At 43.7% G+C, this 21,743-nt stretch carries 22 protein-coding genes; 9 read left to right on the top strand and 13 right to left on the bottom strand.

The features are described 5' to 3' along the window. Window positions 1–2: 2 nt before the first annotated feature. From J8Z23_RS08245 to J8Z23_RS08210, 8 genes are all read right to left on the bottom strand, one after another. Window positions 3–1,187: a glycosyltransferase gene (locus J8Z23_RS08245; protein ID WP_434632921.1), complete on the bottom strand. Its 1,185-nt coding sequence runs from the start codon at window positions 1,185–1,187 to the stop codon at window positions 3–5. Between the two features lie 155 nt (window positions 1,188–1,342). Then, window positions 1,343–2,413, bottom strand: coding sequence for a glycosyltransferase family 4 protein (locus J8Z23_RS08240; protein WP_395220463.1), 1,071 nt, complete (start codon window positions 2,411–2,413; stop codon window positions 1,343–1,345). Further along, on the bottom strand, window positions 2,388–3,911 hold the full coding sequence (locus J8Z23_RS08235; protein ID WP_053807394.1) for a sigma-54-dependent transcriptional regulator: 1,524 nt from the start codon (window positions 3,909–3,911) through the stop codon (window positions 2,388–2,390). The genes J8Z23_RS08240 and J8Z23_RS08235 overlap by 26 nt, the downstream gene beginning before the upstream one ends. Window positions 3,912–4,187: 276 nt before the next feature. Continuing rightward, on the bottom strand, window positions 4,188–4,568 hold the full coding sequence (locus tag J8Z23_RS08230; protein ID WP_434632917.1) for an Hpt domain-containing protein: 381 nt from the start codon (window positions 4,566–4,568) through the stop codon (window positions 4,188–4,190). An 11-nt stretch (window positions 4,569–4,579) separates the two neighbouring features. Beyond that, entirely contained in the window at window positions 4,580–5,266 is a 687-nt protein-coding gene (locus tag J8Z23_RS08225) for an AAA family ATPase (protein ID WP_047008761.1), read from the bottom strand. Beyond that, window positions 5,266–7,368: an SLBB domain-containing protein gene (locus J8Z23_RS08220; protein WP_114322354.1), complete on the bottom strand. Its 2,103-nt coding sequence runs from the start codon at window positions 7,366–7,368 to the stop codon at window positions 5,266–5,268. Before J8Z23_RS08220 ends, J8Z23_RS08225 begins: the two co-directional genes overlap by 1 nt. Beyond that, window positions 7,365–8,231 (bottom strand): OmpA family protein, encoded by an 867-nt coding sequence (locus J8Z23_RS08215; protein WP_046875254.1) that lies wholly within the window; start codon window positions 8,229–8,231, stop codon window positions 7,365–7,367. The genes J8Z23_RS08220 and J8Z23_RS08215 overlap by 4 nt, the downstream gene beginning before the upstream one ends. Before the next feature lie 26 nt (window positions 8,232–8,257). Next, on the bottom strand, window positions 8,258–8,578 hold the full coding sequence (locus J8Z23_RS08210; RefSeq protein WP_434632913.1) for an STAS domain-containing protein: 321 nt from the start codon (window positions 8,576–8,578) through the stop codon (window positions 8,258–8,260). Window positions 8,579–9,001: 423 nt separating this feature from the next. Between J8Z23_RS08210 and J8Z23_RS08205 the strand changes: the two genes are divergently transcribed. Beyond that, window positions 9,002–9,847, top strand: coding sequence for a DNA ligase (locus tag J8Z23_RS08205; protein WP_046875255.1), 846 nt, complete (start codon window positions 9,002–9,004; stop codon window positions 9,845–9,847). 12 nt (window positions 9,848–9,859) lie between these two features. On the opposite strand, the gene J8Z23_RS08200 is transcribed toward J8Z23_RS08205, so the two are convergent. Further along, window positions 9,860–10,861 (bottom strand): DUF3080 domain-containing protein, encoded by a 1,002-nt coding sequence (locus tag J8Z23_RS08200; RefSeq protein ID WP_243327261.1) that lies wholly within the window; start codon window positions 10,859–10,861, stop codon window positions 9,860–9,862. Window positions 10,862–10,994: 133 nt separating this feature from the next. Then, window positions 10,995–12,365, bottom strand: a complete 1,371-nt coding sequence (locus J8Z23_RS08195; protein WP_124008853.1) for an MATE family efflux transporter — start codon at window positions 12,363–12,365, stop codon at window positions 10,995–10,997. A gap of 394 nt (window positions 12,366–12,759) precedes the next feature. Between J8Z23_RS08195 and J8Z23_RS08190 the strand changes: the two genes are divergently transcribed. After that, window positions 12,760–13,371 (top strand): riboflavin synthase subunit alpha, encoded by a 612-nt coding sequence (locus tag J8Z23_RS08190; protein ID WP_167426590.1) that lies wholly within the window; start codon window positions 12,760–12,762, stop codon window positions 13,369–13,371. Window positions 13,372–13,446: 75 nt separating this feature from the next. Here J8Z23_RS08190 and J8Z23_RS08185 read toward each other — a convergent pair whose 3' ends face one another. Further along, on the bottom strand, window positions 13,447–13,641 hold the full coding sequence (locus tag J8Z23_RS08185; RefSeq protein WP_005396219.1) for a CPXCG motif-containing cysteine-rich protein: 195 nt from the start codon (window positions 13,639–13,641) through the stop codon (window positions 13,447–13,449). A gap of 253 nt (window positions 13,642–13,894) precedes the next feature. Next, window positions 13,895–14,761 (bottom strand): fructosamine kinase family protein, encoded by an 867-nt coding sequence (locus J8Z23_RS08180; RefSeq protein ID WP_005396217.1) that lies wholly within the window; start codon window positions 14,759–14,761, stop codon window positions 13,895–13,897. 224 nt (window positions 14,762–14,985) lie between these two features. On the opposite strand from J8Z23_RS08180, the gene J8Z23_RS08175 reads away from it, so the two are divergent. From J8Z23_RS08175 to J8Z23_RS08165, 3 genes are all read left to right on the top strand, one after another. Continuing rightward, complete coding sequence (locus tag J8Z23_RS08175; protein ID WP_005396215.1) at window positions 14,986–15,960, top strand: response regulator; 975 nt, start codon at window positions 14,986–14,988, stop codon at window positions 15,958–15,960. Next, window positions 15,960–16,922 carry a GGDEF domain-containing protein gene (locus tag J8Z23_RS08170; protein ID WP_005396213.1) on the top strand — a complete coding sequence of 321 codons (963 nt, stop codon included), beginning with the start codon at window positions 15,960–15,962 and terminating at the stop codon, window positions 16,920–16,922. Before J8Z23_RS08175 ends, J8Z23_RS08170 begins: the two co-directional genes overlap by 1 nt. Before the next feature lie 190 nt (window positions 16,923–17,112). Next, window positions 17,113–17,457 carry a DUF3802 family protein gene (locus J8Z23_RS08165; protein ID WP_005396212.1) on the top strand — a complete coding sequence of 115 codons (345 nt, stop codon included), beginning with the start codon at window positions 17,113–17,115 and terminating at the stop codon, window positions 17,455–17,457. A gap of 44 nt (window positions 17,458–17,501) precedes the next feature. Here the strand turns inward: J8Z23_RS08165 and J8Z23_RS08160 are convergent, their stop codons facing one another. After that, complete coding sequence (locus J8Z23_RS08160) at window positions 17,502–17,996, bottom strand: NlpC/P60 family protein (RefSeq protein WP_434632905.1); 495 nt, start codon at window positions 17,994–17,996, stop codon at window positions 17,502–17,504. A 134-nt stretch (window positions 17,997–18,130) separates the two neighbouring features. Here J8Z23_RS08160 and J8Z23_RS08155 point away from each other — a divergent pair, with 134 nt between their 5' ends. The 4 genes from J8Z23_RS08155 (at window position 18,131) to J8Z23_RS08140 (ending at window position 21,646) form a co-directional block, all read left to right on the top strand. Then, the gene (locus J8Z23_RS08155; RefSeq protein ID WP_434632903.1) at window positions 18,131–20,149 is read left to right on the top strand and encodes a methyl-accepting chemotaxis protein; all 2,019 of its coding nucleotides are present in this window, start codon (window positions 18,131–18,133) and stop codon (window positions 20,147–20,149) included. Between the two features lie 206 nt (window positions 20,150–20,355). Continuing rightward, complete coding sequence (locus J8Z23_RS08150; RefSeq protein WP_434632901.1) at window positions 20,356–20,775, top strand: NUDIX domain-containing protein; 420 nt, start codon at window positions 20,356–20,358, stop codon at window positions 20,773–20,775. Next, window positions 20,765–21,178, top strand: a complete 414-nt coding sequence (locus J8Z23_RS08145) for an NUDIX hydrolase (protein WP_434632899.1) — start codon at window positions 20,765–20,767, stop codon at window positions 21,176–21,178. The genes J8Z23_RS08150 and J8Z23_RS08145 overlap by 11 nt, the downstream gene beginning before the upstream one ends. Next, window positions 21,179–21,646 (top strand): hypothetical protein, encoded by a 468-nt coding sequence (locus tag J8Z23_RS08140; protein ID WP_434632896.1) that lies wholly within the window; start codon window positions 21,179–21,181, stop codon window positions 21,644–21,646. Window positions 21,647–21,743: the final 97 nt, after the last annotated feature.

Below are 21,743 nucleotides of genomic sequence, written 5' to 3'. Positions count from 1 at the left end.
CCTCAATTGATGCTCAACCAGCGTGAAAGAGGCTTCATGCAGTGAGTCATTGGCATTGGTGTAATACTGTTGTTCTCAAGCTCACCTTCATAAATACGTTCAATGGCGCTTATGGATGCTGCAGTCGTGAGGTTTTGGCTAGCATGAAGATAGGCGTTTTCAGCTAGCTTGTTTCTTAGAGCTACATCTTGCATGACTTGTTGGATAGCGTTTAATAAGCCTGCCATTCCGCGATTCTGGTACAGTAGCGCAGAGTTATTATGCTCGAACAACTCAGGAATACCTCCCGTTTTAGGAGCCACGATAGGTAATTGGGCTAAAGCCGCTTCCCCGAGCACGAGACCAAAGGCCTCTTCATAGGCGCCGCTAATAAAAGCGTCTGCATTCCCAGACATCCATGCACCAGCATTGCTTTTTTCCCCGACAAAGTGGACTCTGTCTTGGATACCGAGATCCGAAGCAAGTTGTTGCAATGTTTCTCTTTCCTCGCCATCGCCAACGATAACAAGATGAGGATTATCGTGATGGTAATTGTGCATGCGCATAGCGCGAATAAGGCGGTCGAATCCTTTTCTTTTAATCAATGAACCTACCGAGAGAAAGGTAAACGCTTGTGGAGGTATTCCGAGGTGAGCCTTGATATCAATGGGCGTATCAGAGTCCAGAAGCGATACACCGTTGTGCACAACATAAAGTTGGTCTTCTGGGTAACCGTCCTGAATAATTTCACGACCGACATCTTTACTAACGCAAATCAATTTTGGGGAGAGGTGTAGCCCAAGAGAGAAGCGATCTCGCAATGTATAGTGACAATGAAGTTGGGTGACAAGTGGGATGTGATTCATACGTGCAGCCAAACACATCCATTGACAAGGACCACCGCTATTAACGTGTACCAAGTCGATATTGTGTTTTTCGATCAGTGCTGAGCCCTGTTTGATAAGGCTGTTCCATCCGCTAATATCCCAGCGAGGTGCACTCCAGCCACCAACGAGATTGAAAACAGAATGTTCCGCTTCAATTCCGAGCGATTGACACTTATCGATTAGTGGCTGGCAGTTTGACCACACGAATGGCTCAAACTTATCACGGTCAATCCCTGAGATGAGATCCAGAAGTACCACTTCACTGCCGCGAATCCAGTTATCACCATAATGAACATATAGAATGCGTTTTGGAGTAGTCATAAGTCACCTCTGTCTCATCATTAACTTGTGTTAACTGCTGAGTTGCAACAGAGATGCCAAAATATGCCATTAGTTTATGTGTTTGAATATTATTAGATATTTGTGCTTGGACTTAAGGGGAGAGGCAATATTCTCATATTGAGAACCAATATGGCTTATTGCTCCGTTTCAATTTGATATTTTCGTAGCAATACAGGAATAACGCTTTGCGCCGAGAAATCATCAATAATGGTCTGCCGAGCGTTTTGACGAATGAGAGATTGCTGCGCTTCATCGAGAGACATCCAATGTTTAAGGCATTGAGCGAGAGATGGGACGTCATCGACAATAAAGCCATTTTCGCCAGTTTGGATAATATCGGGCAAGCGACCCACGCGTAGGCTCATCACGACTATTCCTCTAGCCATTGCTTCAAGCGCCGCCATAGGCAGGCCTTCATAGCGAGAAGAAATTACCAGCACGCCAATGTTTTTCCAAACGGTCTCCATTTCAGTTTGATGACCGAAAAATGTCACATTTGAAGGGGCAATGTGGGGGAGTGATTCTCTTTCTGGTCCATCACCGTAAACACTAAAATGCAGTGTTGGGCAGAGCTTAGCTATTTCGATAAATTGGTCAGCCCCTTTTTCTTGGCTCAATCGGCCGACGAAAGCGATTTCTTGATAGTTGAGATTACGATCGGGAATCGACACAAAGTTATTCAGCAGTTCCGAAGGGAAAATGACTTTACGCTGAATGCTTGGGCTGACGGAAAAGCAGTGGTTAGAGAGGTAGCCTGAACTTCTATCAAGCCAATCATAGAGCCACAGTTTGCCCGAGGATGATTCTCCTGCATGATAAGTTGAAATCAAGCGAGGAAATGTGCGCGTGAGTAGCTTGGCACAGCGCGCTAAGATTGACGCTTTGTAACCGTGGGAGTGAATGACCGATGGTTGGTGATTGGCGACCGCGCTTGTTAGGTGTTTGATCTTTAATGCCTTATGTGGCTCAGCAGACAAATGGTTCAAGTAACTCACAGGGATGGTGGATTCTTCTGCTTTCTCTACAATCTGTGCTGGTGGCGAGTACTCAGTCGTTAAGACAACACGTGCTTTGTGCCCAAATGTCATTAATCCACGAGCAAGCTCTATGACGTGACTTTCGATACCGCCAAACAGGCGGCTATCAAGAAAAATCCAAATTTCACCAACGTCAGGTTTCTTAAGATTGTTCGAGATTAATTTCATCCGCTTCCCACGCTTGCTTTTTTCGGTAAACCGTAGATGGGCTTAGCTCCAGCATTACGGCGGCATTGAGAACGTTGCCATCACAGTATGCGATTGCGTTTTGAATCGCCTCACGTTCCACTTGCCACATAGGGCGAATGGTTCCATCAGAGTTAAAGTACGGCGAGGCAGCCGCTGAGGATTGTATGTTAGGTTCCGGTGTCGGTATTGACGGTTCTCTAGCGGGGGCCGACTGTTCCTCAACATACACAGGTTGGGATGTTATTGTTGTAGGGTTTGCTGGCTCTTGAGTTACATGTGCGGGAGTGGATGTTCTCACCGTTTTAGACTTTCTAGTCAGTTGAGCGGGTAGGTGATTCACCGTGACTTTCTCGTCATTATTAAGCACCACAATGTTACGTATGATGTTTTGTAATTGCCTTACATTACCCGGCCATTCGTAGTGCTTGATGATATGTTGAGCTTCGCTGTCGATTGTTGAGAATTTCTTTTTGTCCTGTTTGGCATAAGTGGTCAAAAAGTGCTTGGCTAGCGTGACGATGTCACTTCCTCGCTCGCGCAGAGGGGGCATATCGATAGGTATTACGTGTACGCGGTAATACAAATCTTCACGAAAACGACCTTCTTCCACTTCTGTTAATGGATCTCGGTTGGTGGCACAAATGATTCGAACATCCACCTTCATCTCTCGAGTGCCACCAAGCGGTGTGTAGGTTCCTGTTTGAAGAAAACGGAGCAACTTCTTTTGCATCTCAAGTTCCATTTCACACAGTTCATCGAGAAAAAGCGTACCACCGTGAGCCAGCGTCGCAGCACCTTTTCGGTCTGTTGTGGCTCCGGTAAATGCGCCTTTAACGTGGCCAAAGATCTCACTTTCCATTAAATCTCGTGGGATAGCCCCGCAGTTAATAGCAATAAAAGGCTTGTCTTTACGATCGCTCTGACGGTGCACGGCTTCAGCACAGACTTCTTTACCTGTGCCGCTTTCACCCACAATAAAGACACTGGCAGATGTTGGAGCAACGGCATCAATGGTTTTATATACCGCCTGCATTGGGAGACTTGAACCGATAAATCCGTGATAGTTATGGCGATCAAACTTGGACTGAATGTTTTCTACTAAATCTTCCAATTTGGCGCGTTTGAGGTGTAATGCAACAGAAGTTTTTAGGCGATCGGCGTTAATAGGTTTTTCTAAGAAATCTTCCGCACCTTTTTGAATTAGGTTAACGGCTAAGTCTACGCTGCCGTGCGCTGTAGCAATAATAACTGAGGTAGGAATGTCATTCTGGTTGATCCAATCCAATACGTCTTCACCAGACATATCGGGCAGTTTCAAATCGAGAATGATGAGCTGAGGTTTGCTTCTTTCAATAAATTGAATTGCTTCGCGACCTGTTTCGACATGAAAAATGTCATAAGGTTCGTCTTTGACATACTGCTTATAAAGTATGGCTAGTGAAGTAGAGTCTTCTACCAGTAACACCCTTGGTCTCATAGTCCTATCCCAACGTAGTTCGTTTCACTTTTATGATTTTTGTCAGCACTATTATTTGTATTTGGCGTGATGAGCGAGTTATATGGCTTAGTGCTCTCTAGTGCTGAATATTCTCAATTTGAGAAAAGCGTTATCTAAGTATTAGCACAAGGTGGGAAATTTGCGAAAAATCCATACTTTTTAATTGATTAAGTTAAATTGTAAATGTCTTAGATGATATCGGCATCGCACTTTAATAAGTGCGATGATTGATAAGATAATTTGTCCTTGAAACCGCTACTCGAACCCTTGATCTTTTCGCTTTTCTAGCGCGTCAAACGATTCATTGGCCAGCTGGGAAAGAGACTCACAGAGAGCCAATGCTTCTAGTGTTTTTCCTTCCACACAATATTTCTCAATCATTCTTGCTTGTCTGGAAAGCGTTCGGTTACCTAAAGCAAGGGCAGAGCTGCCGAGTGTATGAACTTCGAACTCTAATGTTTGGAGGTCTTTCGCGCTTAATGCTTGCTCTATTTTCTCCATGCGCTCTCGTGACTCTTCAATATAGTGTTCAATCAGCGTAGGGATGATTTCGGCGCACGTATCTTTGATCATTTGCTGGAGAATGGGTTCATCCACCAATTCTTTTTCGATAGTCGGTGTGTTATTTGCAGTCATATTGGCGCTCCCTATAACATAAACAGTTCACTTTTCTTAATTTGTTGAGATATCTTTTCTTTCCACTTTTTGGGTAAAAAGCGTAGCTTGGAAACTTGGCGGATCAACTCATCTTTCAGGCTAGGTGTATGCTTCATATTCAGCACGGAACCAATCAAATTCGCATCGCTAGCATCAAGTAGTTTTTTGGCTTGTTCGAGTTGGGTTGCCGTCGTAGAGCCATAATGTGCGACTAATAAGGTGGCATCACATACGCCCGCAATCACTTGAGGGGCAATATTGCTTCGGTTGACACTCAGAAGTGGAGATGTGTCTATCACGACGCGCTCGTACTGCGTTAACCACTCTGCAATATTGCGCTTCAGCATCGTCGGGTCTCGGTACGCCAATTGAGTGCTGGCGAGAGATGGAGCAGGGAGACCGACTAAGGTTTGATGCGTATTTTCTCTTGTGATCAGGTGGCCAACTTTTTCTGTATCATCAAACTCGTGAATGGTGCGATACGCGGGCTTGAACAGGTTAAGATCCACATACAAAGTATTGTGTCCAGCTAAAACCAGACGCTCAGCTAGAGATGAAGCCACGGAAGTGACGCCGTCTTCAGACTTACAACCCACAACACAAATCGTTTTGTGGCCTTTCTGTTCACTCTGAAGATAAATTTGCTCAATCTCAGCGTGAGTGGCAGGAATAGTCATTACAACGCTCCTATTAACACGATGGTTGTGGTGATTTGTAAAATATCTCTTAATCCGGCTCTTGCTTTTTCAGCAAAGCTTTCGTCTTTATGTGGAATGTAAATAGTGTCACCTGCACGAATGACTGGTAAATCATAAATGTTGGCGGTTTTGCTAAAGTTCACCAAATCAAATGTTCGAGCTTGGCCCTGACAGCAAGACATGTTGACCACACTGATTTTTTCAAGATACGCATTGTTAGTCGGGCCTCCGGCTTCGGCCAGCAGGTCAAGTACCGTCATGTTGTCATTAAATACATAGCGCCCAGGGTCTCTTACTTCACCTAATACGCGCACGGTGGATTCTTTGGAGCGATCCAACCAGTTTTTGTTTTTTTCCGGAATGTAAATGGTATCGCCGGGACGAACGTGGGGCAGAATAGACTCATCGCCCGTTTCAAAGTACATCGACAAATTCAATTTACTCACTTTGGCATAGCCTAGGCCACGGTGCGTCACACGAATATTGTGAATATCGGCATCCATTGTTGGTCCATCGGCGGCAGATAAAATATCCAGAAAGTGCATCTCTTCGGTAAAGCGATAGCGGCCAGGGGCATTGATTTGACCGAAAACATATATCGACGCATCAGAGCTCTGGCTTACCCATTGCGATTTGTTGTCTGATGGATCGTCAGGTAATGCATGGACTCTTACTACCGTGCCAGCAGAAACTCGGGGCAGATTCGATGTTGGTGAGCCATCTAAAATGTATTGATCTAAATCGAACTGTGTCATTTGACCATTATTGGCGACTTCAATTTTGGTTGTGTCAGCTCTACGTGTTGGGCCGCCAACATGCGCAAGCAGATCAATTAAATCCATTTCGTCTGACCATTCAATACGTCCTGGGCGCACGACTTCTCCCATCACAGCGACCGCTCGACTTGGCGCCACTTTTAGCCATGACTTCTCGTTGAAATCGGTTTTCTCAGGGACGAAAATCGCGTCTCCAGGTCCGACATTCGGCGGTCTAACCGAAGACAGCCCCTCGGTATGCGCGGTTAGGTCGAATTTGATGACCTTACCATCGGCTTTTATGACACGAATTTGGCGAGATTCTGCATAGCGAGTAGGCCCGCCTGCATTGGCGAGAATATCCATGAAGCTAGCGTCTTGCTTTCCTTCATACGCGCCAGGGTGGGCAACTTCACCCATGACATAAACCACATTTGCACCCGCTTTGATTTCTTCTTCCTGTTTTGGAACAAAAATGGTGGCACCCGGTAGGATTTCTGGTAGTAAGCTTTGATCACCCGTATCCAGATACTTTTTCAGATTAAACATGGTTGGGTTGTTATTTGTGATCACGCGAATTTGCTCAACACTGGCATATCGTGTTACGCCGCCAGCTCTCATCACGACATCAACGAGCGTGGTGTTCGGTTTGTAAGAGAATGAGCCGGGTGCATTCACTTCACCAAAGACTTTGATAGCACGAGCGGAGTCTGCGCTGTCGCCTGAGTTCGCGAGTTTTGCTGCATCAAATTCTTGCTCAATATTTCCAACGAGTGGAGATGCTGGAACAAACAGTACGTCCAGCGATTCCAATTTCGGGAGCTGGCTATTATCACCAGTATCAAGGAAACGTTTGTAGTCAAACTCGATGTTTTTGTCGCCGCGTTTAACGATCATTTTATCGAGCTGAGCACCAGCGCGAAGGCCGCCAGCTTCGTATACAAACATTTGAATGTTGGAACCTGAAGGTAAGGTATATTCCCCGGGTTTGACCACGTAGCCTTGGACCGACACTAATAACTGTTGTTGTTTGATAAAGACTCGAGCGTTGTTTACGTCACGATACACGGTTTTTAGCGTTTCGATAATCACGTCTTGGAGCTGTTGCTCATTATATCCAGCAACAAATACAGGGCCGACTTCTGGTAAGTTAATACGCCCACGGCGATCGACTTGAAACCCTTTATTTAAAGAAGCTTCTCCAGGTAGGTTAATCTGAATTAAATCGCCGACCTTAACAGTATTGTTTTCATCAGCTGACGAAGTAGGTACCCAAGCAACCAAGCACAAAAGAACTAAGGTGATAAATGGTTTCATCGTGTTCATAGCGCACCTCCTACAGATAGATTGCGATTTACTGAGGTATCGCTATCTGAATTAGGGCTAATAACCTCGATGCTTACGCGGCGATTGGTTAAACGCACGGCAGGTGTTTCACCCTCGTAAAGCGGCAGGCTATCTCCCACAGATTTGGTGGTTACGCGTTCTGAAGTGATGCCAAATACAGTCAGGTAACGCTTCACTTGTTCTGCACGCGCTTGAGCGAGTTTCTGGTTGTAATCTGGTGAGCCAGTGACATCGGCATGCCCAGTCACCACAAGAGTTAGGTTAGGGTGGTCACGCAAAATGTAGGCAGCTTCTGCCAAATGTCCCATGTACTTTGGATTAATTTCTGCTGAATCGACAGCAAATTGATTATCAATATTGAGGAGTGCATAAATTTCAGCGACGACGTTCAAATCGCTACGCAATGCTTCAATATCATCGGGTGGCGTACAAGTGGTTTGGCTTAATACATAGTCGAGTTGCTGTTCAAGTTGGTTTAAACGTCGACGTTGAATCACCAGATCGTTAGCAGCATCGAGTAGAAGTCCGCCTTCTAGCTCACGTGCGATTCTGTTTTGCTTCTCAAGCGCTTGCACTACTGCTGCAGGAAAGCACCAGCGTGCGCCTTCTTGAATCAACGCGTCTAGGTGTAGCTTGGTGAGTTGCCAATCAAACCTCAACCCATGCTCTGGACCTAACGGCTCATCGGGCATGACTGGGGAAAACTGATAATTTTCAATTGATATATCTTGATAGTTTTCCGCCAAGCCACCTTTTCCGTGGTCTGGGTAGTCAAACGACGAACAACCAAACATGCCGACAACAAGACCGCTTACTACATATCGTCGTATAAGATTTACCATGCCAACCTCCGTTTAAACCGGTATTTTTAGTGTCCTTTTGAGTTAATGGGAATAGCATGGTTAATACGAAGCAAGCTCATGATTTCTAAAGGTTGGCCTGATACGTTTTCAATACTCATGCTTCTTTCACGTTCAACTAGACGCTTATATAAGTAAACAATGGCACCAATCCCTGAAGAATCAAGAAATTGGACGTGCTGTAGGTTAATTTCGACTTCTTTGTGATGATTGTCGTGAATTACTTCATCAATGTGATGTTGTGCTTGTCGACAGCCACTTGCGTCTAAGTCACCAAAAAACTCAATGGCTAATTTGTTTTGATTAATTTCTAGTTTGCGTAATTCCATGACTCTATCTCCGTTTGTTTTCTCTACTTGGATATAGAGCAGGTAACGTGCCAGATTTAAATGCGTATAAAATCAGATGGTTATGATTTTTTGGTGGTGTCATTCAAATTGAGAAGGAATAGGTTCTCAATTTGAGAATCAAAAACGCATAGACAAACGGCTTGTTCAGGAGAGATGTCGAATTAATATCGAGCGCTAAAGCAAGAGTCTCACCGAGATTAGGTTGTGACTTGATTTGAGATTCACCCATCTTATTGTGAACAATGTGTAAATATTAAACGCAAAATCTGTCTAAAGTTTATGATTATCCTTGCAAATCATTACTTAAGTTGATTGTTCTGAGTCGAAGAATGACTAGTAACAAATAGGTCATCGAGAGGAGTTACGGTTCAATAAAGGCGCTTTTTTGTACAAGGTCTTCTTATGCCATTAAAAATGACATTAATCGCGCTGGCTGTTATGACAGCGTCTTCACAGCTTCAAGCTGATACTTCTCTCACGCCTCCAGTTTCTCTTGCGCAAAGCTATCAAGATGGTATCGATGTATCTGAATATTGGTATAGCGAAAAACTCGACGGCATTCGCGCCTATTGGACCGGACAACATCTTGTGACGAGAAATGGTAACCGAATCTACGCTCCAGATTGGTTTATCGATTCACTACCTGACTATCCGTTAGATGGTGAGCTATGGGCGGGACGAGGCAATTTTCATCTCGTACAACAAACGGTTTTGGATAAAACGCCTGTGGAGTCAGCTTGGCGAAACATTGATTTTATGATCTTTGATATGCCGTATTCTGCTGGTGATTACCGGAAGCGTTATTACAACATCAAAGACTTAGTGCTCGAAGTAGACCAACCTCATATCAAATATGTCGAACACCGAGCGATCCAAAATGAAGCTCACCTGTTTGCGCAATTGGATAAGATTTCAATATCCGATGGTGAAGGGGTGATGCTACGTAAGGTATCAAGCCGTTATCAAGCTGGACGTGGTAGTGATTTACTTAAACTGAAACGATACGCGGATGATGAAGCGCTAGTCGTGGGCTATAAGCCAGGCACGGGGCGTTTATTGGGTATGATGGGGGCGATGTTAGTTCGCTTACCAGATGGTACAGAGTTTTACATTGGTAGTGGGTTTACCGATGAAGTGCGTCGTCAGCCTCCGAAAATAGGTTCAACCGTCACGTTCAGGTACAACGGTTTTACTCATACCGGTAAGCCACGTTTTGCCCGATTCTTGCGTGAGAGGCTGAAGGAATAGAACGCTCTGCACTTACTCGTTGCCAACGGTTACGCCGCACCGCTTGAAGAGACCCTGCCAAAACTGAACGTGGTTTAGGGTTTCTTGTCTAAAGGTTTTGTGTGCCTCTTTTATACCATATTGATGACCATGAAGTTGCATACGCTTTTCTATCAAGATGGCACCGTCTTGAAGTTGCTGATAGGTACTGTCTAAATAGGCTAAGTAAGGTTGCACTTCTTCAACGTAAATAGATTGGAAGACATTTCTTAGGTAGCGGAACTGGGTCACGTCTCGGTTTGGCCCGCACAACACATTATTCTGATGTTGTTCAAGTAACTGAGTCGTAGCTTTGAGCCAGTGAGAAGCGTTTATCATCGAATAGTAAAGTCGTCCGATTAAACGAGATTTCTCTAGCTCTTCTTGATACTGCACAATCTCAATATCGGGCAGACGTGAAATGGCGCGATGAGGTAAGCCGTACATTTCACTGAAAAGGCGATAGACGTCGTTAATACGTGCAACATCATTTGGTGTTTCTTGAGGTAGCCAATCCGACGCCGTTAGCTGCTTTTGCATTGCATCACTCGCGAGTAGCAAGTTGTCAAGATGAGTACCTAAATGCTGCCACTTAGTCGAATAAAGCTTTGTTAATGTAGTACGTTCTTCATCGCTGAGCTGAAATTCGGATAGACATCGATTCATGACTCTTAAAAGGGCAGTTTGATAATCAAAATCATGAAATGCATCCTGCACCTTACCAAGTTGCGAGTTTTTCTCGGCAAGTAGATTGAATAATCCACACTGGCGTAATTGGTAGCTTTCTAGTAAACCAATCGATAGCCTTGGCAATGGCTCGAATAAGTCACGTTTTGCAGGTATGGTCACCGTAGATTGCGATTCGATTGGAAGAGTAGGAGCGTCCAACACATTGGCGACACGTTGGTGATACTTGTCAAACATGGCGTTTTCTGGGTTGAACCAGCTATCGCAACCGTTAAGAAACAAGACTAAGAACAATAAAATAGACCGCACAAATATCCTTTTCATAACTTCGTATTCGTCACCCAGAGAGCAGACTCTACTGACTCACAAGCTTGCTATAAGTATACTCAACAGCATTATTATTCGATCAAAAAAGCCAGCGTGTGCTGGCTTTTTCTTATTATCACTGAACTGAAAAGTTCAATTGCACCTCTGGTTCTTGGCGGTGCATCCAGCGCATTCTTACCCCTAACATAAGTGCGGCAGAAGAAAGGCCGATGATAAAGCCTAGCCAGAAACCTTGCGCTCCCATTGGCTCGACGATCCAGTCTGTGCGGCCAAGGACGTAACCCATTGGTAAACCAAGAATCCAGTAGGCGATAAAAGTACGATTGAAGATGGCTCGCATATCTTTATAGCCACGCAGTGCACCTGCCGCGATTACCTGAACTGCGTCCGTACATTGATAAACAGCAGCAAATACGAGCAGTTGCATCGCTAGAGTGATGACTTCTGGGTTGCTAGTGTAAAGTTCGGCAATCCATTCACGAGACAATACGGTTAATATCGCTGTAAGAACAGATAAACCTAGACCAACCATGATGCCCACTCGTGAAGCAACGCGAGCGCCATCAACGTTTTCTTCGCCAAGTCGGTGTCCAACACGAATACTCACTGCCGCACCGATACTCATTGGAAGCATAAATACTAGCGACGAGAAGTTAATCGCAACCTGATGCGCAGCAACGATGATTGGTCCTAATGGTGATACCAATAATGCAACGACAGCAAATAGTGTCACTTCAAAGAACAGCGCTGCTGCAACAGGAAAGCCGAGCTTGAACAGACGAACTTGCGCTTTCCATTGTGGTCGATGCCATTCACCAAATAAGTTGATGCTTTTAAGTCGATCTGATGTCATTACATAAAGTAATAGTAGGGCAAACATGACCCAGTAAACAATCGTGGTTGCAACACCACAGCCAACACCGCCTAATTCAGGTGCACCAAACTTGCCATACACGAAAATCCAGTTTAGAGGAATGTTGAGCAGTAAACCGATAAAGCCAATGACCATTGCTGGTTTCGTCAATGACATACCATCCGTAAAGCTTCTAAGCGTTTGAAAAAGCAAGAAGGCAGGGACTGCTAAGATAACAGCATGAATGTACCCCACTGTTTTTTCTGCCATCAGCGTTTCAACATCCATAAATCCGAGAATAAATTGGGTTTGAAGCAGCACTGCAATAATCGGCACACTGATCAACAATGCCAAAACGACGCCTTGTTGAATTTCAAACGGGATTTTTACTCGACGACCAGAGCCATTTAACTGTGCGACAACAGGGACTAACGCCATTAACAAACCCACACCAAATAAAATGGATGGAAGCCAAATACTTGAAGCGACAGAAACCGCAGCCATGTCGGTGGCACTAACGCCTCCGGCCATAACGGTATCAACAAACCCCATACCAGTTTGAGCAACAGATGCGATCAATACCGGGGTCGCCAATTTGATGAGACTTGATGCTTCTTCTTTATAGCGATGCACGAAAAATACTCCAGAGCGGAACAATAAGTTGAAAGAATGAGAGCGCTCGAGGACAAAAGATGTGGTGAACTGATCTGATGGTTGATTTTAGTCACGATAAGGTGAAAAAATGCCTCGGAGAAACTCCGCGCAAATGATAAACAATTGTATGTTTATATTCCATAGTTAGGTTGCGAATAGTGGATAACACTAACTTAATGCTCGCTAAGCTCAGGATACGCTAATACTGAGAGCTGTAATAAATCATGTTAATGTTAGAAGCATGTATGAGAACAAGGCTCCATTTTTCAATAGGTCGTTGCTCTATAATCTACAGGTTTTATCTCGATACACAGTGCTGTGCTTAAGGCTCTGTCATCGATTGCAGCTTGTATGAAATCAATAGGTAAAAAGAATGTTTACAGGAATAGTTCAGGGTACGGCGAAGGTCGTTAAAATTGATAAAAAAGAACGCTTTCAAACGCATGTTGTCGAGTTAAGCGAAGAGCTTAGTAAAGGATTAGAAATAGGGGCATCTGTCGCTCACAATGGCTGCTGCCTGACCGTGACCAAAATTAATGGCAACCTTATCAGCTTTGATTTAATGCAAGCGACATTGGCTCTCACCAACTTAGGCGAGCTAGTTGAAGGTGACAGCGTAAACATTGAGCGAGCTGCCAAGTTTGGTGATGAAATTGGCGGACACAGCATGTCTGGCCATATTAGTTTGATGGCTGATATTGTCGAGATCATCGATACGCCTAATAACCGCACTATTTGGTTCCAACTGCCGCAAGAATCAATGAAATATGTGTTAGCGAAAGGCTATATCGGCTTGGATGGTTGTTCTTTGACGATTGGTGAGGTTGAAGCGTGTCGTTTTTCAGTACATCTAATTCCAGAAACCTTGCAACGAACACTCTTTGGAGTAAGACAAGTAGGGGACCGCGTTAATATCGAGTTTGACCCTCAGACTCAGGCCATAGTTGATACTGTTGAGCGAGTTCTCGCAGCAAAACAGCTTTAGAATGATAAAAAGGAGCCAAGCGCTCCTTTTTAATTCAAGTGACTTTGTGTTTCCAACGCTTACATGCTCGAGTTGTTATTCGTAATTGTCATCGATAAACAGTTCGACTTTATCTTGCAGCTCATCTACTCGCATATTTAAGTGAATGGCATGGCAACAAGCTGGACAATCATCATAAAACTCTTGGTCACCATTACTTGCATCTAGTGTAATGCCGATTGAATGTCCACAATGGGGGCATTTGACATGCCTTTCGGTATAATTTTTCATACAACAACTCCTAATATCGCAGGGCTTTTAAACACTCTATTCTTTAAGGAAGTACAGCCCTTCACTTACTTTGCCTACAAGGAAAATAGGCACAATCCAAAGTTAAGTCTCCTTTGATATTAGGTGGAGTTGTTGCTAATTGAGTCGAAATAAGTATAAAACTTGACCCCAAACTCAACCTTGAGCTTAGGGTCATTTTCTGTAGTGATGTGCCTCGAGGTTTTACATCTTGAAATATGCAGTGGCTTCCAAATTAATAAGAAATGATTTTATTAATAACTTGTTGAGCCTGCTCCAAGTAATGGCCGCCAAATAAATTGCAATGGTTGAGAACATGGTAAAGGTTATAGATATCTTTACGCTCTTGATAACCAGCAGAAAGTGGCATAACAGATTCATAACCTTGATAAAATTCCGGTTGAAATCCACCAAAAAGCTCAGTCATCGCAATATCACACTCCCTGTCACCCCAGTAGCAGGCGGGATCGTAACAGATAGGGCCACATGCCGTGAGAGCCGCATTCCCGTTCCATAAATCGCCATGCAGCAAGGAGGGCTCTGGAGCATGGTTTGCTAGCAGTTGTTTTACGACATCTATAAAGTCGTCGATATCAACTAAAGTGACGCCTTTTTCTTTAAGGAGCTGTAATTGCCATCCTATGCGTTGTTCAGCAAAGAAGACACACCACTTCTTGTGCCACTTATTGGGTTGTAGAGTGGACCCGAGATAGTTATCCGTATCAAAACCAAATTCCTTTTGCTCGCCCCATTGATGAAGGTGAGCTAATTGCTGTCCTAATTTAAAGCTGTTTGGGCCATCTTCTAATGGCTTTGTTGGAAGGTAGTTAAGAATTAGGAATGAGGCATTTTTGGTTTTACCAACCAACACAACCTCTGGAACAAATAGGGTAGATGTCTCGCGCAAAAGATGCAGACTTTCTGCCTCAACTTCAAACTTAGACAAAAACTCGCGATCGTTAATTTTCACGAAATAGCGCTGTTCGCCGTCATTAATCATGTAGCTTTCACTGATATCCCCGCCAGACAGTCTTACTTTTTCCGTGATCTGGTACTCGAATAATAAAGTATCAGAAAGCTGTTGCGATATTGCTTGCCACATACAAAACCTCGCGAATCTATTTGACCACCAACAGTTTAGGATAAAAAGCAAGGTGTTGGCGCTACGTTGAGCATACTTCGTAAAGAAACCTTCCTCTCAGTGTAGTCAATTTGTATAAATGTGAATCAAATCGCTTATAAGCCTCTGATTTGTCGGCATAGCATATGGAGATGAACGTATACAACAGGTATTATTATTTTTTTGACGTTAGTTCCATTGGTGACATGAAAATACTGATATGTGATGACTCAGCGGTTGCAAGAAAGCTCATTGCGCGCTCCATCGTACAAGATACATCATTGCACCTGATCGAAGCTCAAGATGGGTATGAGGCGCTAAATATTCTTGCGGAGCAAAATATCGATATTTTGTTTCTCGATTTAACGATGCCGATCATGGACGGTTTTGAAGTCCTCGAGTCATTACCTGTTAGTCACTACCAGACTAAAATCGTCATTATTTCTGGAGATGTTCAACAAGAGGCAAAACAGCGCTGCATAGAGCTAGGTGCTCAAGCTTTTATCGCTAAGCCTCTGACAGAAGAGCAGGTGATACCGCTCTATGAACAATTGGGGCTGCACTATGCGTTCAAGCCTAGCCATTCGATTGATCCTAAAAGCCAGATTTGCGAGGAGTTCTCCTCATTAGCCAAATTCCGCGAGATTGCAAACATTGCACTTGGTAAAGGGGCTGCGATTATGGCAGACCACTTACACGAGTTCATCCAACTTCCTGTTCCACATGTTGGTCCGTTATCCTATGGCGAACTTCATATGACGCTTGTCGACGTTGTTGGGCGTGATGGCTCCGTCGCGGTTGCGCAGAGGTTTGTTGGTGGCGGTATTCATGGTGAAGCTCTGGTGTGTCTACGAGGTAGAGACATCAATCAAATTGGCGAGAAGTTAGGCTATCTGCTTGAGTTTACACCTCATAATGAAATCATTTTGAATATCTCGAACTTACTGGTTTCGTCATTTCTCACATCGTTAGGGGATCAGCTCGACAAGCAATTCTCACTTCGTCAGCCAGGCATTGTGGATACGTTAACGCCTTACTGTGAAGAGCAGGGTGAATTAGGTGAGCTGTTTACTATCGAATACACCTACATGGCAGAAGCGCTCGATTTTGAGTGTGAGGTACTGTTTTTAATTGATAAACCATCCGTAGAAATTATTTATGAAATCATGGAGCTAATCTAATGTCCGATATTACGCTGGACATAGCAGACTTTCATTGGGTCACACAAATTCTCGATACGATGGACTCAGGGCTTATCGTGTTGGATCAAGAGTATAAGGTCTGTGTGTGGAACAGTTTTATGCAGTCATACAGTGGCGTTCTGTCACAAGAAATCCTTGGCCAATGTTTATTTGATCATTTTGAAGAGCTGCCAAAAACTTGGCTAGAAACCAAGATAAAAACCGCCGCCGATCTGGAAACTCGTTCCTTCTCTAGCTGGGAAAACCGACCGTACCTTTTTAAATTCAACAATTTTTCTCCGGTTTCAAACAGCAGTGATTTCATGTATCAAGACATCGTAATCACCCCGTTAATCGGGCTCTCAGGAGAGGTCAGCCACATTGCTATTCAAGTGAATGATGTCTCTGAAACGGCAAGAAATCGCATTCATTTGAAAGAAACAAATCAACATTTGTCTGAAATCAGTCGCAAAGATGGTTTAACAGGTTTATTTAATCGTGCTTATTGGGAGCAATCGCTGAAAGAAGAGTTTGCTCACCTAAAAGTTATCGACGGACCATGCTCATTAGTAATATTTGATATCGACCACTTTAAAAAAGTGAATGATACCTATGGTCACCCGACGGGAGATGAAGTCATTCGTCGTACTTCTTCGTTATTAAGAAAGACAGCAAGAAGCAGTGATGTGTGCGGTCGTTTTGGCGGAGAAGAGTTTACGGTATTGCTTCCTCATACGAATCAAGAACAAGCTTGCTATTTCGCGGAGCGTTTACGTAAAAGAATTGAGCAAGAGATCGTGAAAGTGGAAGATTTTTTGATTAATTACACGATAAGTATTGGTGTTTGCGAGTATAAACCTTATTTTGAAACTCACACTCAATGGTTAAAGAGTGCCGATGCTGCGTTGTATCGTGCAAAAGAAAACGGTCGTAACCAAACTTGTTTGCATGAAAATGACTGAAATACAAAAAGGTTTGAAGAAACCCTGTATCCGAACGCAGTGAGGCAAAGCGCAATTGTTTGAAAAACATCCAGTTGGTTCGTGAATGTTTGTTAATATGAAATAAGTTAATGAAATTTTCTCGGCATGTCTTACTATTGAAACTATTCCGCTTTCAGCTTCGAAGGCTTGCAATAAACGGAGAAAAACAGTGGTTTTAGAAACCGATGGATATCTCGCTCTTATCGAGCACTTGTCGCTAAATCTAGATATTTTCACGACTGAAATTGGCGACACTGGATCCGAAAGCATCGAAGATGTCGTCACCGATATGGTGGCTTCAAACATCATGGCGATCTTTGAGCAAAACCCAGAGCTTCACTCAAGCGTACGCTTCAAATTACTAAAAGAAGCGGATGCGGTTGTTGAAGATCTTGGTGAGATATTGGCTGGTGTATGGCATAAAAAAGCGACTAATGAACAGATCACGTTCCTTGATGAATACATCGCTTTGGTTAAAAACCTATTCGATACTGCCGTTGCTACTTACGATTGATATTGTTTGATACCAGTCATCTCCAATTCTAAAAGTAAGAAGAGTTACATTGTAACTCTTCTTACTTGCCAAAACTTAGATGCCCAGTATGGGTTGTCGATTCTTGAAATGATCACACCTTTAGACGTTGACGCATGCATGAACTGCTTGTTACCCAAGTAAATCCCTACATGATAGGTCGTCCGTCTTGTCTTAAAAAACACCAAATCTCCTTGTTTGGCGTCCGTCCAATTTAATTCCACACCTTGTTTCGATTGTTGTCTCGTTGTCCTGGGTAACGATAGCTGATAAGCCTCGACAAAGGCTTTTTGCACAAATGCCGAGCAATCAATACCAGATTTTTGTGTGCCGCCTAAGCGATAAGGTGTGCCATGCCATTCTGTATAAAACTGGAACAAGTCAGGGTTATTGTCCAATAACTGATTTGTAGGTGTTGTCACTTGCACTTGCTCGCTAGGTTCAGGCCCAGAAGAGCAGGCGCTTAGTAGCACACAGATTATCAAAGGAAAATATACTCGACGCAAATCACCACCTGTCATCTCTACGACTCACAACTGAAATATTAGTGTCATAACCAATCCATAGTATGGGCTGCAAATCACGGTTTTGTCTCACAAATGTGACGGAATCACTACAAAACCGATTCAACCTTAAGAAAGAATAAAAATTGATTATGGCAAAGCGAAAACGCTCACGCACATCACTTTCACTGATTCAGGCTGTTAGTGCAACATTTTTAACTATCATAGCTCTTGTTATAGCCCTTTCTGTCTCAAGTTTCAAAGGAATGGAACAGGTAGGAGAGCAATTTGAAGACTTGTCGCAAAAAGCGTTACCAATCGCGATGGCGAACGCAAAGTTAACCAGGAATGTATTGGAGATGGTTAAGCTACTCAACCATGGTATGCAAATTACTGAGCCAAAAGAGTTGCCTCTAATAAAAGAGCAAATCGATTCACTTGCGACTCAAAGTAAAAGTTTGGTTGGAGAAGCTTCTGGTGTTGCTGAGCAACTCTCTGAGGAGTTAGATACAAATTTAGCGCGTTTACATAACATCACGCAGTCCATTTTACTGAAGCAATCTTCAGTGATAAAAATTCAAATGGATATTGATGCAGGAGTTGGCGGGTTCCGCTATGGACTCAGCTCTATCGGCCCGGAAATGAATCGAATTAGCTCGTTTCTTAGTGCCGAAAATCCTGAATCGAGTGATGCCGCCAACCGATTTATTGCCTCAGCGAGCTCAATGGAAAGCACGTTCTTAGTAATGATGATGCATTCTGAGCTGAGCAAAGCCGAAAAAGAATACCGAGAAATGCGTAACCGTATTGCAGGTATTAATCTCGCCTATGAAGATTTCCAGTCTTTACATCCAGAAGTAAGCGAATACGCAAGCCTAACGGCACCGTACGAGATGGTGAAGCAAGGCTTTAGTGAAAAGGGCGTGCTGCGTTTGATCCTCGCCAAACTAGAACAAGGGGAACTGCAACGTTCAGAGTTTAAACAGGCTTCGATTCTTGCGGATGAAACCATGCGGTTGCTTGATCAAATATCACAAGCTGCTGGTGAGTTGATTGCGGATAAAGAGAGTGTGGTCAATGACACTATTCAGTCAGTGAGTGTTATGATCGTTTTTGCAGCGTGTGTGATTTCTTTCATTATTCTGATCACTTGGTTCAGTCTGAAGTCATGGACAAACCGAGGGTTAAGGAATGTACTAACGCGTCTTTCTGCACTTACCGAGCATGACTTCCGTGACAATGCACAAGAGGTTGGTCCTTATGAACTAAAAGAAGTGGCACGAAAACTAAACCAAGTGATTGATTCAACAAACAACTCTATCCAAACAGTTACACGTAACTGTGAGACGCTTTATCAGACAGCCGAAGTAAGCCACAGTGCAGCTGAACAAACGAGCGATGGGTTGACGACACAAAATGAAGCGTTGGCGAGCATGATCACGACCATTACGCAACTTGAAGCCTCCATTCGTGAAATAGCAACAGTGACAAATGCCTCGTCACAGGACTCGATGCTTGCTACCAAGCACACTGAAAAAGGCGTTCAAGTTGTGGAACAAAACCGTGAACGTTTGGAATCACTTGAACTCTCTTTGGATATGAATGAGCAATCTATGTTAGAGCTAGACCAACGTGTTAAGCAGATTCGTGAAATGGTCGACATGATCAGTGGTATTGCTGACAACACAAACTTGCTTGCTCTCAACGCAGCAATAGAAGCCGCTCGAGCTGGTGAACAAGGGCGTGGGTTTGCAGTTGTCGCGGATGAAGTCCGCAAACTAGCAAGTGATACTTCTCAACAAACAACGAATATCCGAGCAATGATGAGTGAGCTTATTACCGCAGCAGAGCGTTCTCGCCAAGCGGTAAGTGATTCAAGAGAAGAAATGGCCCATGCGCTGCATTCCAGCAATGAAGTGAAATCGACATTCTCTGATATCAACCTTGCGGTTAAACACATTCAAGAGCGTGTTGAGCAAATCTCAGTTGCTACAGAAGAACAAGAACGTGCGACGGCGGACGTGTCTCAATCCATCAATAATATTTCCGAGCTTGGAGAGCGTACAAAGTTACAACTTGAATCCATGGTAGAGAGCTCTGAACAAGTGGCAGAAATTGCAGGGCATCAACAAGCGATGTTGCATAAATACGAGCTACATCAGTCCGCATAAGTGACATGTTTTCATCTTCTAAAAGCAGAACTTCGGTTCTGCTTTTTGTTGCTTCTACGCACCCTCTGATTGCTATTCAAATCGCAAAAGTGAGTTATATCGCATCTTGCTCATTTCTTAAGGGCTGAGTTATCACTACGTGGTGTTAATGCTATCTCGTTGAAACAAGATGGCTAGAATGTTGTCCGAATTCAAAGGAATGAATCATGCAATTATTACAAAGAGCTAGCCTTATACTGGTTAATCATCAGCAAGAACTTTTGCTTATCCAGCGTTTTCAAAACGATAGACACTATTGGGTTTTCCCCGGCGGTAGTGTTGAAGTTGGAGAGCAGCCTGTTGAAGCTGCGAAAAGAGAAGCGCTGGAAGAAACCTCATTGGAACTCAATCGGATCCAAAAGGTTTTTGAGCTCGAAAACCAAGGTCGCTTAGAAACCTATTTTCTTTCATATGTAGGGAACTCAAAAGTGAAAATGGGGGCTGGGCCAGAGCAAATCAGAAAATCAGATGTTAATCAGTACCATTTAAAGTGGGTGCGTTTAGATCAACTTCATACGATTCCTTTATATCCAGAGCAAGCCAAAGTTTTCTGTTTAGACAACGAGGAGTGGTTTTATGATCGATAAAGTCTGTCCCATCGTTCTGCGTGAGCAAAACCAAGAGCTCCTACTTTTTCAGCATCCCTTAGCGGGTATTCAACTAGTCAAGGGAACGGTTGAGACGTTTGATGAAAGTTACATCACGGCTGCAAAACGGGAGCTGGCTGAAGAATCTGGGATTACGTACGTTATCTCCGCTCGGTATTTATGCTCATGGGACAGTGGCTTTCAAAATCAAGCATGGCATTTTGTTTTGTGTGAGTGTGCGGACCTAGCGGATTCATGGACGTTTCATACGCAAGACGATGGCGGACATGATTTTGCGTTTTTTTGGCACGATATAGGGAGCGATATTTCCTCACAGGCGCATACTGTTTTTCAGCACGCACTGGAAAAAGTTCGAAAACTGATAGACCAAGGAGTGGTGTAAGTGAAGTTGCAAGTTGGAGGTTTAACAAAGAAGAACTTGTTAAAGCACTTGAGTCAAAAAGGTGTTCAATTGAATGCCTTCGCCCAACAACTATTCGATGATGACAAAGTCGAGTGCTCAGATGACATTCAATCGATCTTTTTAACGATAAAAACACCGTTTGACTTCGGACTTTATTTTGGCGCGACCCTTGGAGAAATGATTGAAGTGGCGTCGACACAAAATCTATCACCTTGTCCTTTAGCTGTTGCGCCATACCTCCGCTTACAAGAAATTGACTTGGCGAAGGGAGAGTACCTTACTGTGGTGTCTTCCCCGCTTTCGAATGACAAAGCTTATCCACGTGGTTTGTATCTACGGGATCTCGACGACGGATTCTGGCTACGAGGCTTTAGATGCTCGGAAGATTGTATCTTTCCGCCGTCGAAAAAATTTGTTTTTGTGTCTGAGATCGCGAAGGAGTGTTGAGTGTGACATATCTTTATCATCGCGAGCCCGACAACCTTTCTCACCTAATCTCGAGGTAAAACTAGCGGATTTGAGCGAAGTGCCAAAGCAAACACTA

This window comes from Vibrio sp. SCSIO 43086 (assembly GCF_051132235.1).
GTDB classification, from domain to species: domain Bacteria; phylum Pseudomonadota; class Gammaproteobacteria; order Enterobacterales; family Vibrionaceae; genus Vibrio; species Vibrio diabolicus.
The sequence above is the reverse complement of the archived record's forward strand: the minus strand, read 5'-3'. Positions and strand labels throughout refer to the sequence as shown.

Bases quoted from the DNA above. Each gene is read 5' to 3' on its own strand.
- J8Z23_RS08235 (WP_053807394.1), bottom strand. From the start codon at position 3,911: ATGAGACCAAGGGTGTTACTGGTAGAAGACTCTACTTCACTAGCCATA.
- J8Z23_RS08145 (WP_434632899.1), top strand. From the start codon at position 20,765: ATGATCGATAAAGTCTGTCCCATCGTTCTGCGTGAGCAAAACCAAGAG.
- J8Z23_RS08245 (WP_434632921.1), bottom strand. From the start codon at position 1,187: ATGACTACTCCAAAACGCATTCTATATGTTCATTATGGTGATAACTGG.
- J8Z23_RS08225 (WP_047008761.1), bottom strand. From the start codon at position 5,266: ATGACTATTCCTGCCACTCACGCTGAGATTGAGCAAATTTATCTTCAG.
- J8Z23_RS08175 (WP_005396215.1), top strand. From the start codon at position 14,986: ATGAAAATACTGATATGTGATGACTCAGCGGTTGCAAGAAAGCTCATT.
- J8Z23_RS08185 (WP_005396219.1), bottom strand. From the start codon at position 13,641: ATGAAAAATTATACCGAAAGGCATGTCAAATGCCCCCATTGTGGACAT.
- J8Z23_RS08160 (WP_434632905.1), bottom strand. From the start codon at position 17,996: ATGACAGGTGGTGATTTGCGTCGAGTATATTTTCCTTTGATAATCTGT.
- J8Z23_RS08210 (WP_434632913.1), bottom strand. From the start codon at position 8,578: ATGGAATTACGCAAACTAGAAATTAATCAAAACAAATTAGCCATTGAG.
- J8Z23_RS08230 (WP_434632917.1), bottom strand. From the start codon at position 4,568: ATGACTGCAAATAACACACCGACTATCGAAAAAGAATTGGTGGATGAA.
- J8Z23_RS08220 (WP_114322354.1), bottom strand. From the start codon at position 7,368: ATGAACACGATGAAACCATTTATCACCTTAGTTCTTTTGTGCTTGGTT.
- J8Z23_RS08150 (WP_434632901.1), top strand. From the start codon at position 20,356: ATGCAATTATTACAAAGAGCTAGCCTTATACTGGTTAATCATCAGCAA.
- J8Z23_RS08190 (WP_167426590.1), top strand. From the start codon at position 12,760: ATGTTTACAGGAATAGTTCAGGGTACGGCGAAGGTCGTTAAAATTGAT.
- J8Z23_RS08155 (WP_434632903.1), top strand. From the start codon at position 18,131: ATGGCAAAGCGAAAACGCTCACGCACATCACTTTCACTGATTCAGGCT.
- J8Z23_RS08180 (WP_005396217.1), bottom strand. From the start codon at position 14,761: ATGTGGCAAGCAATATCGCAACAGCTTTCTGATACTTTATTATTCGAG.
- J8Z23_RS08170 (WP_005396213.1), top strand. From the start codon at position 15,960: ATGTCCGATATTACGCTGGACATAGCAGACTTTCATTGGGTCACACAA.
- J8Z23_RS08205 (WP_046875255.1), top strand. From the start codon at position 9,002: ATGCCATTAAAAATGACATTAATCGCGCTGGCTGTTATGACAGCGTCT.
- J8Z23_RS08215 (WP_046875254.1), bottom strand. From the start codon at position 8,231: ATGGTAAATCTTATACGACGATATGTAGTAAGCGGTCTTGTTGTCGGC.
- J8Z23_RS08240 (WP_395220463.1), bottom strand. From the start codon at position 2,413: ATGAAATTAATCTCGAACAATCTTAAGAAACCTGACGTTGGTGAAATT.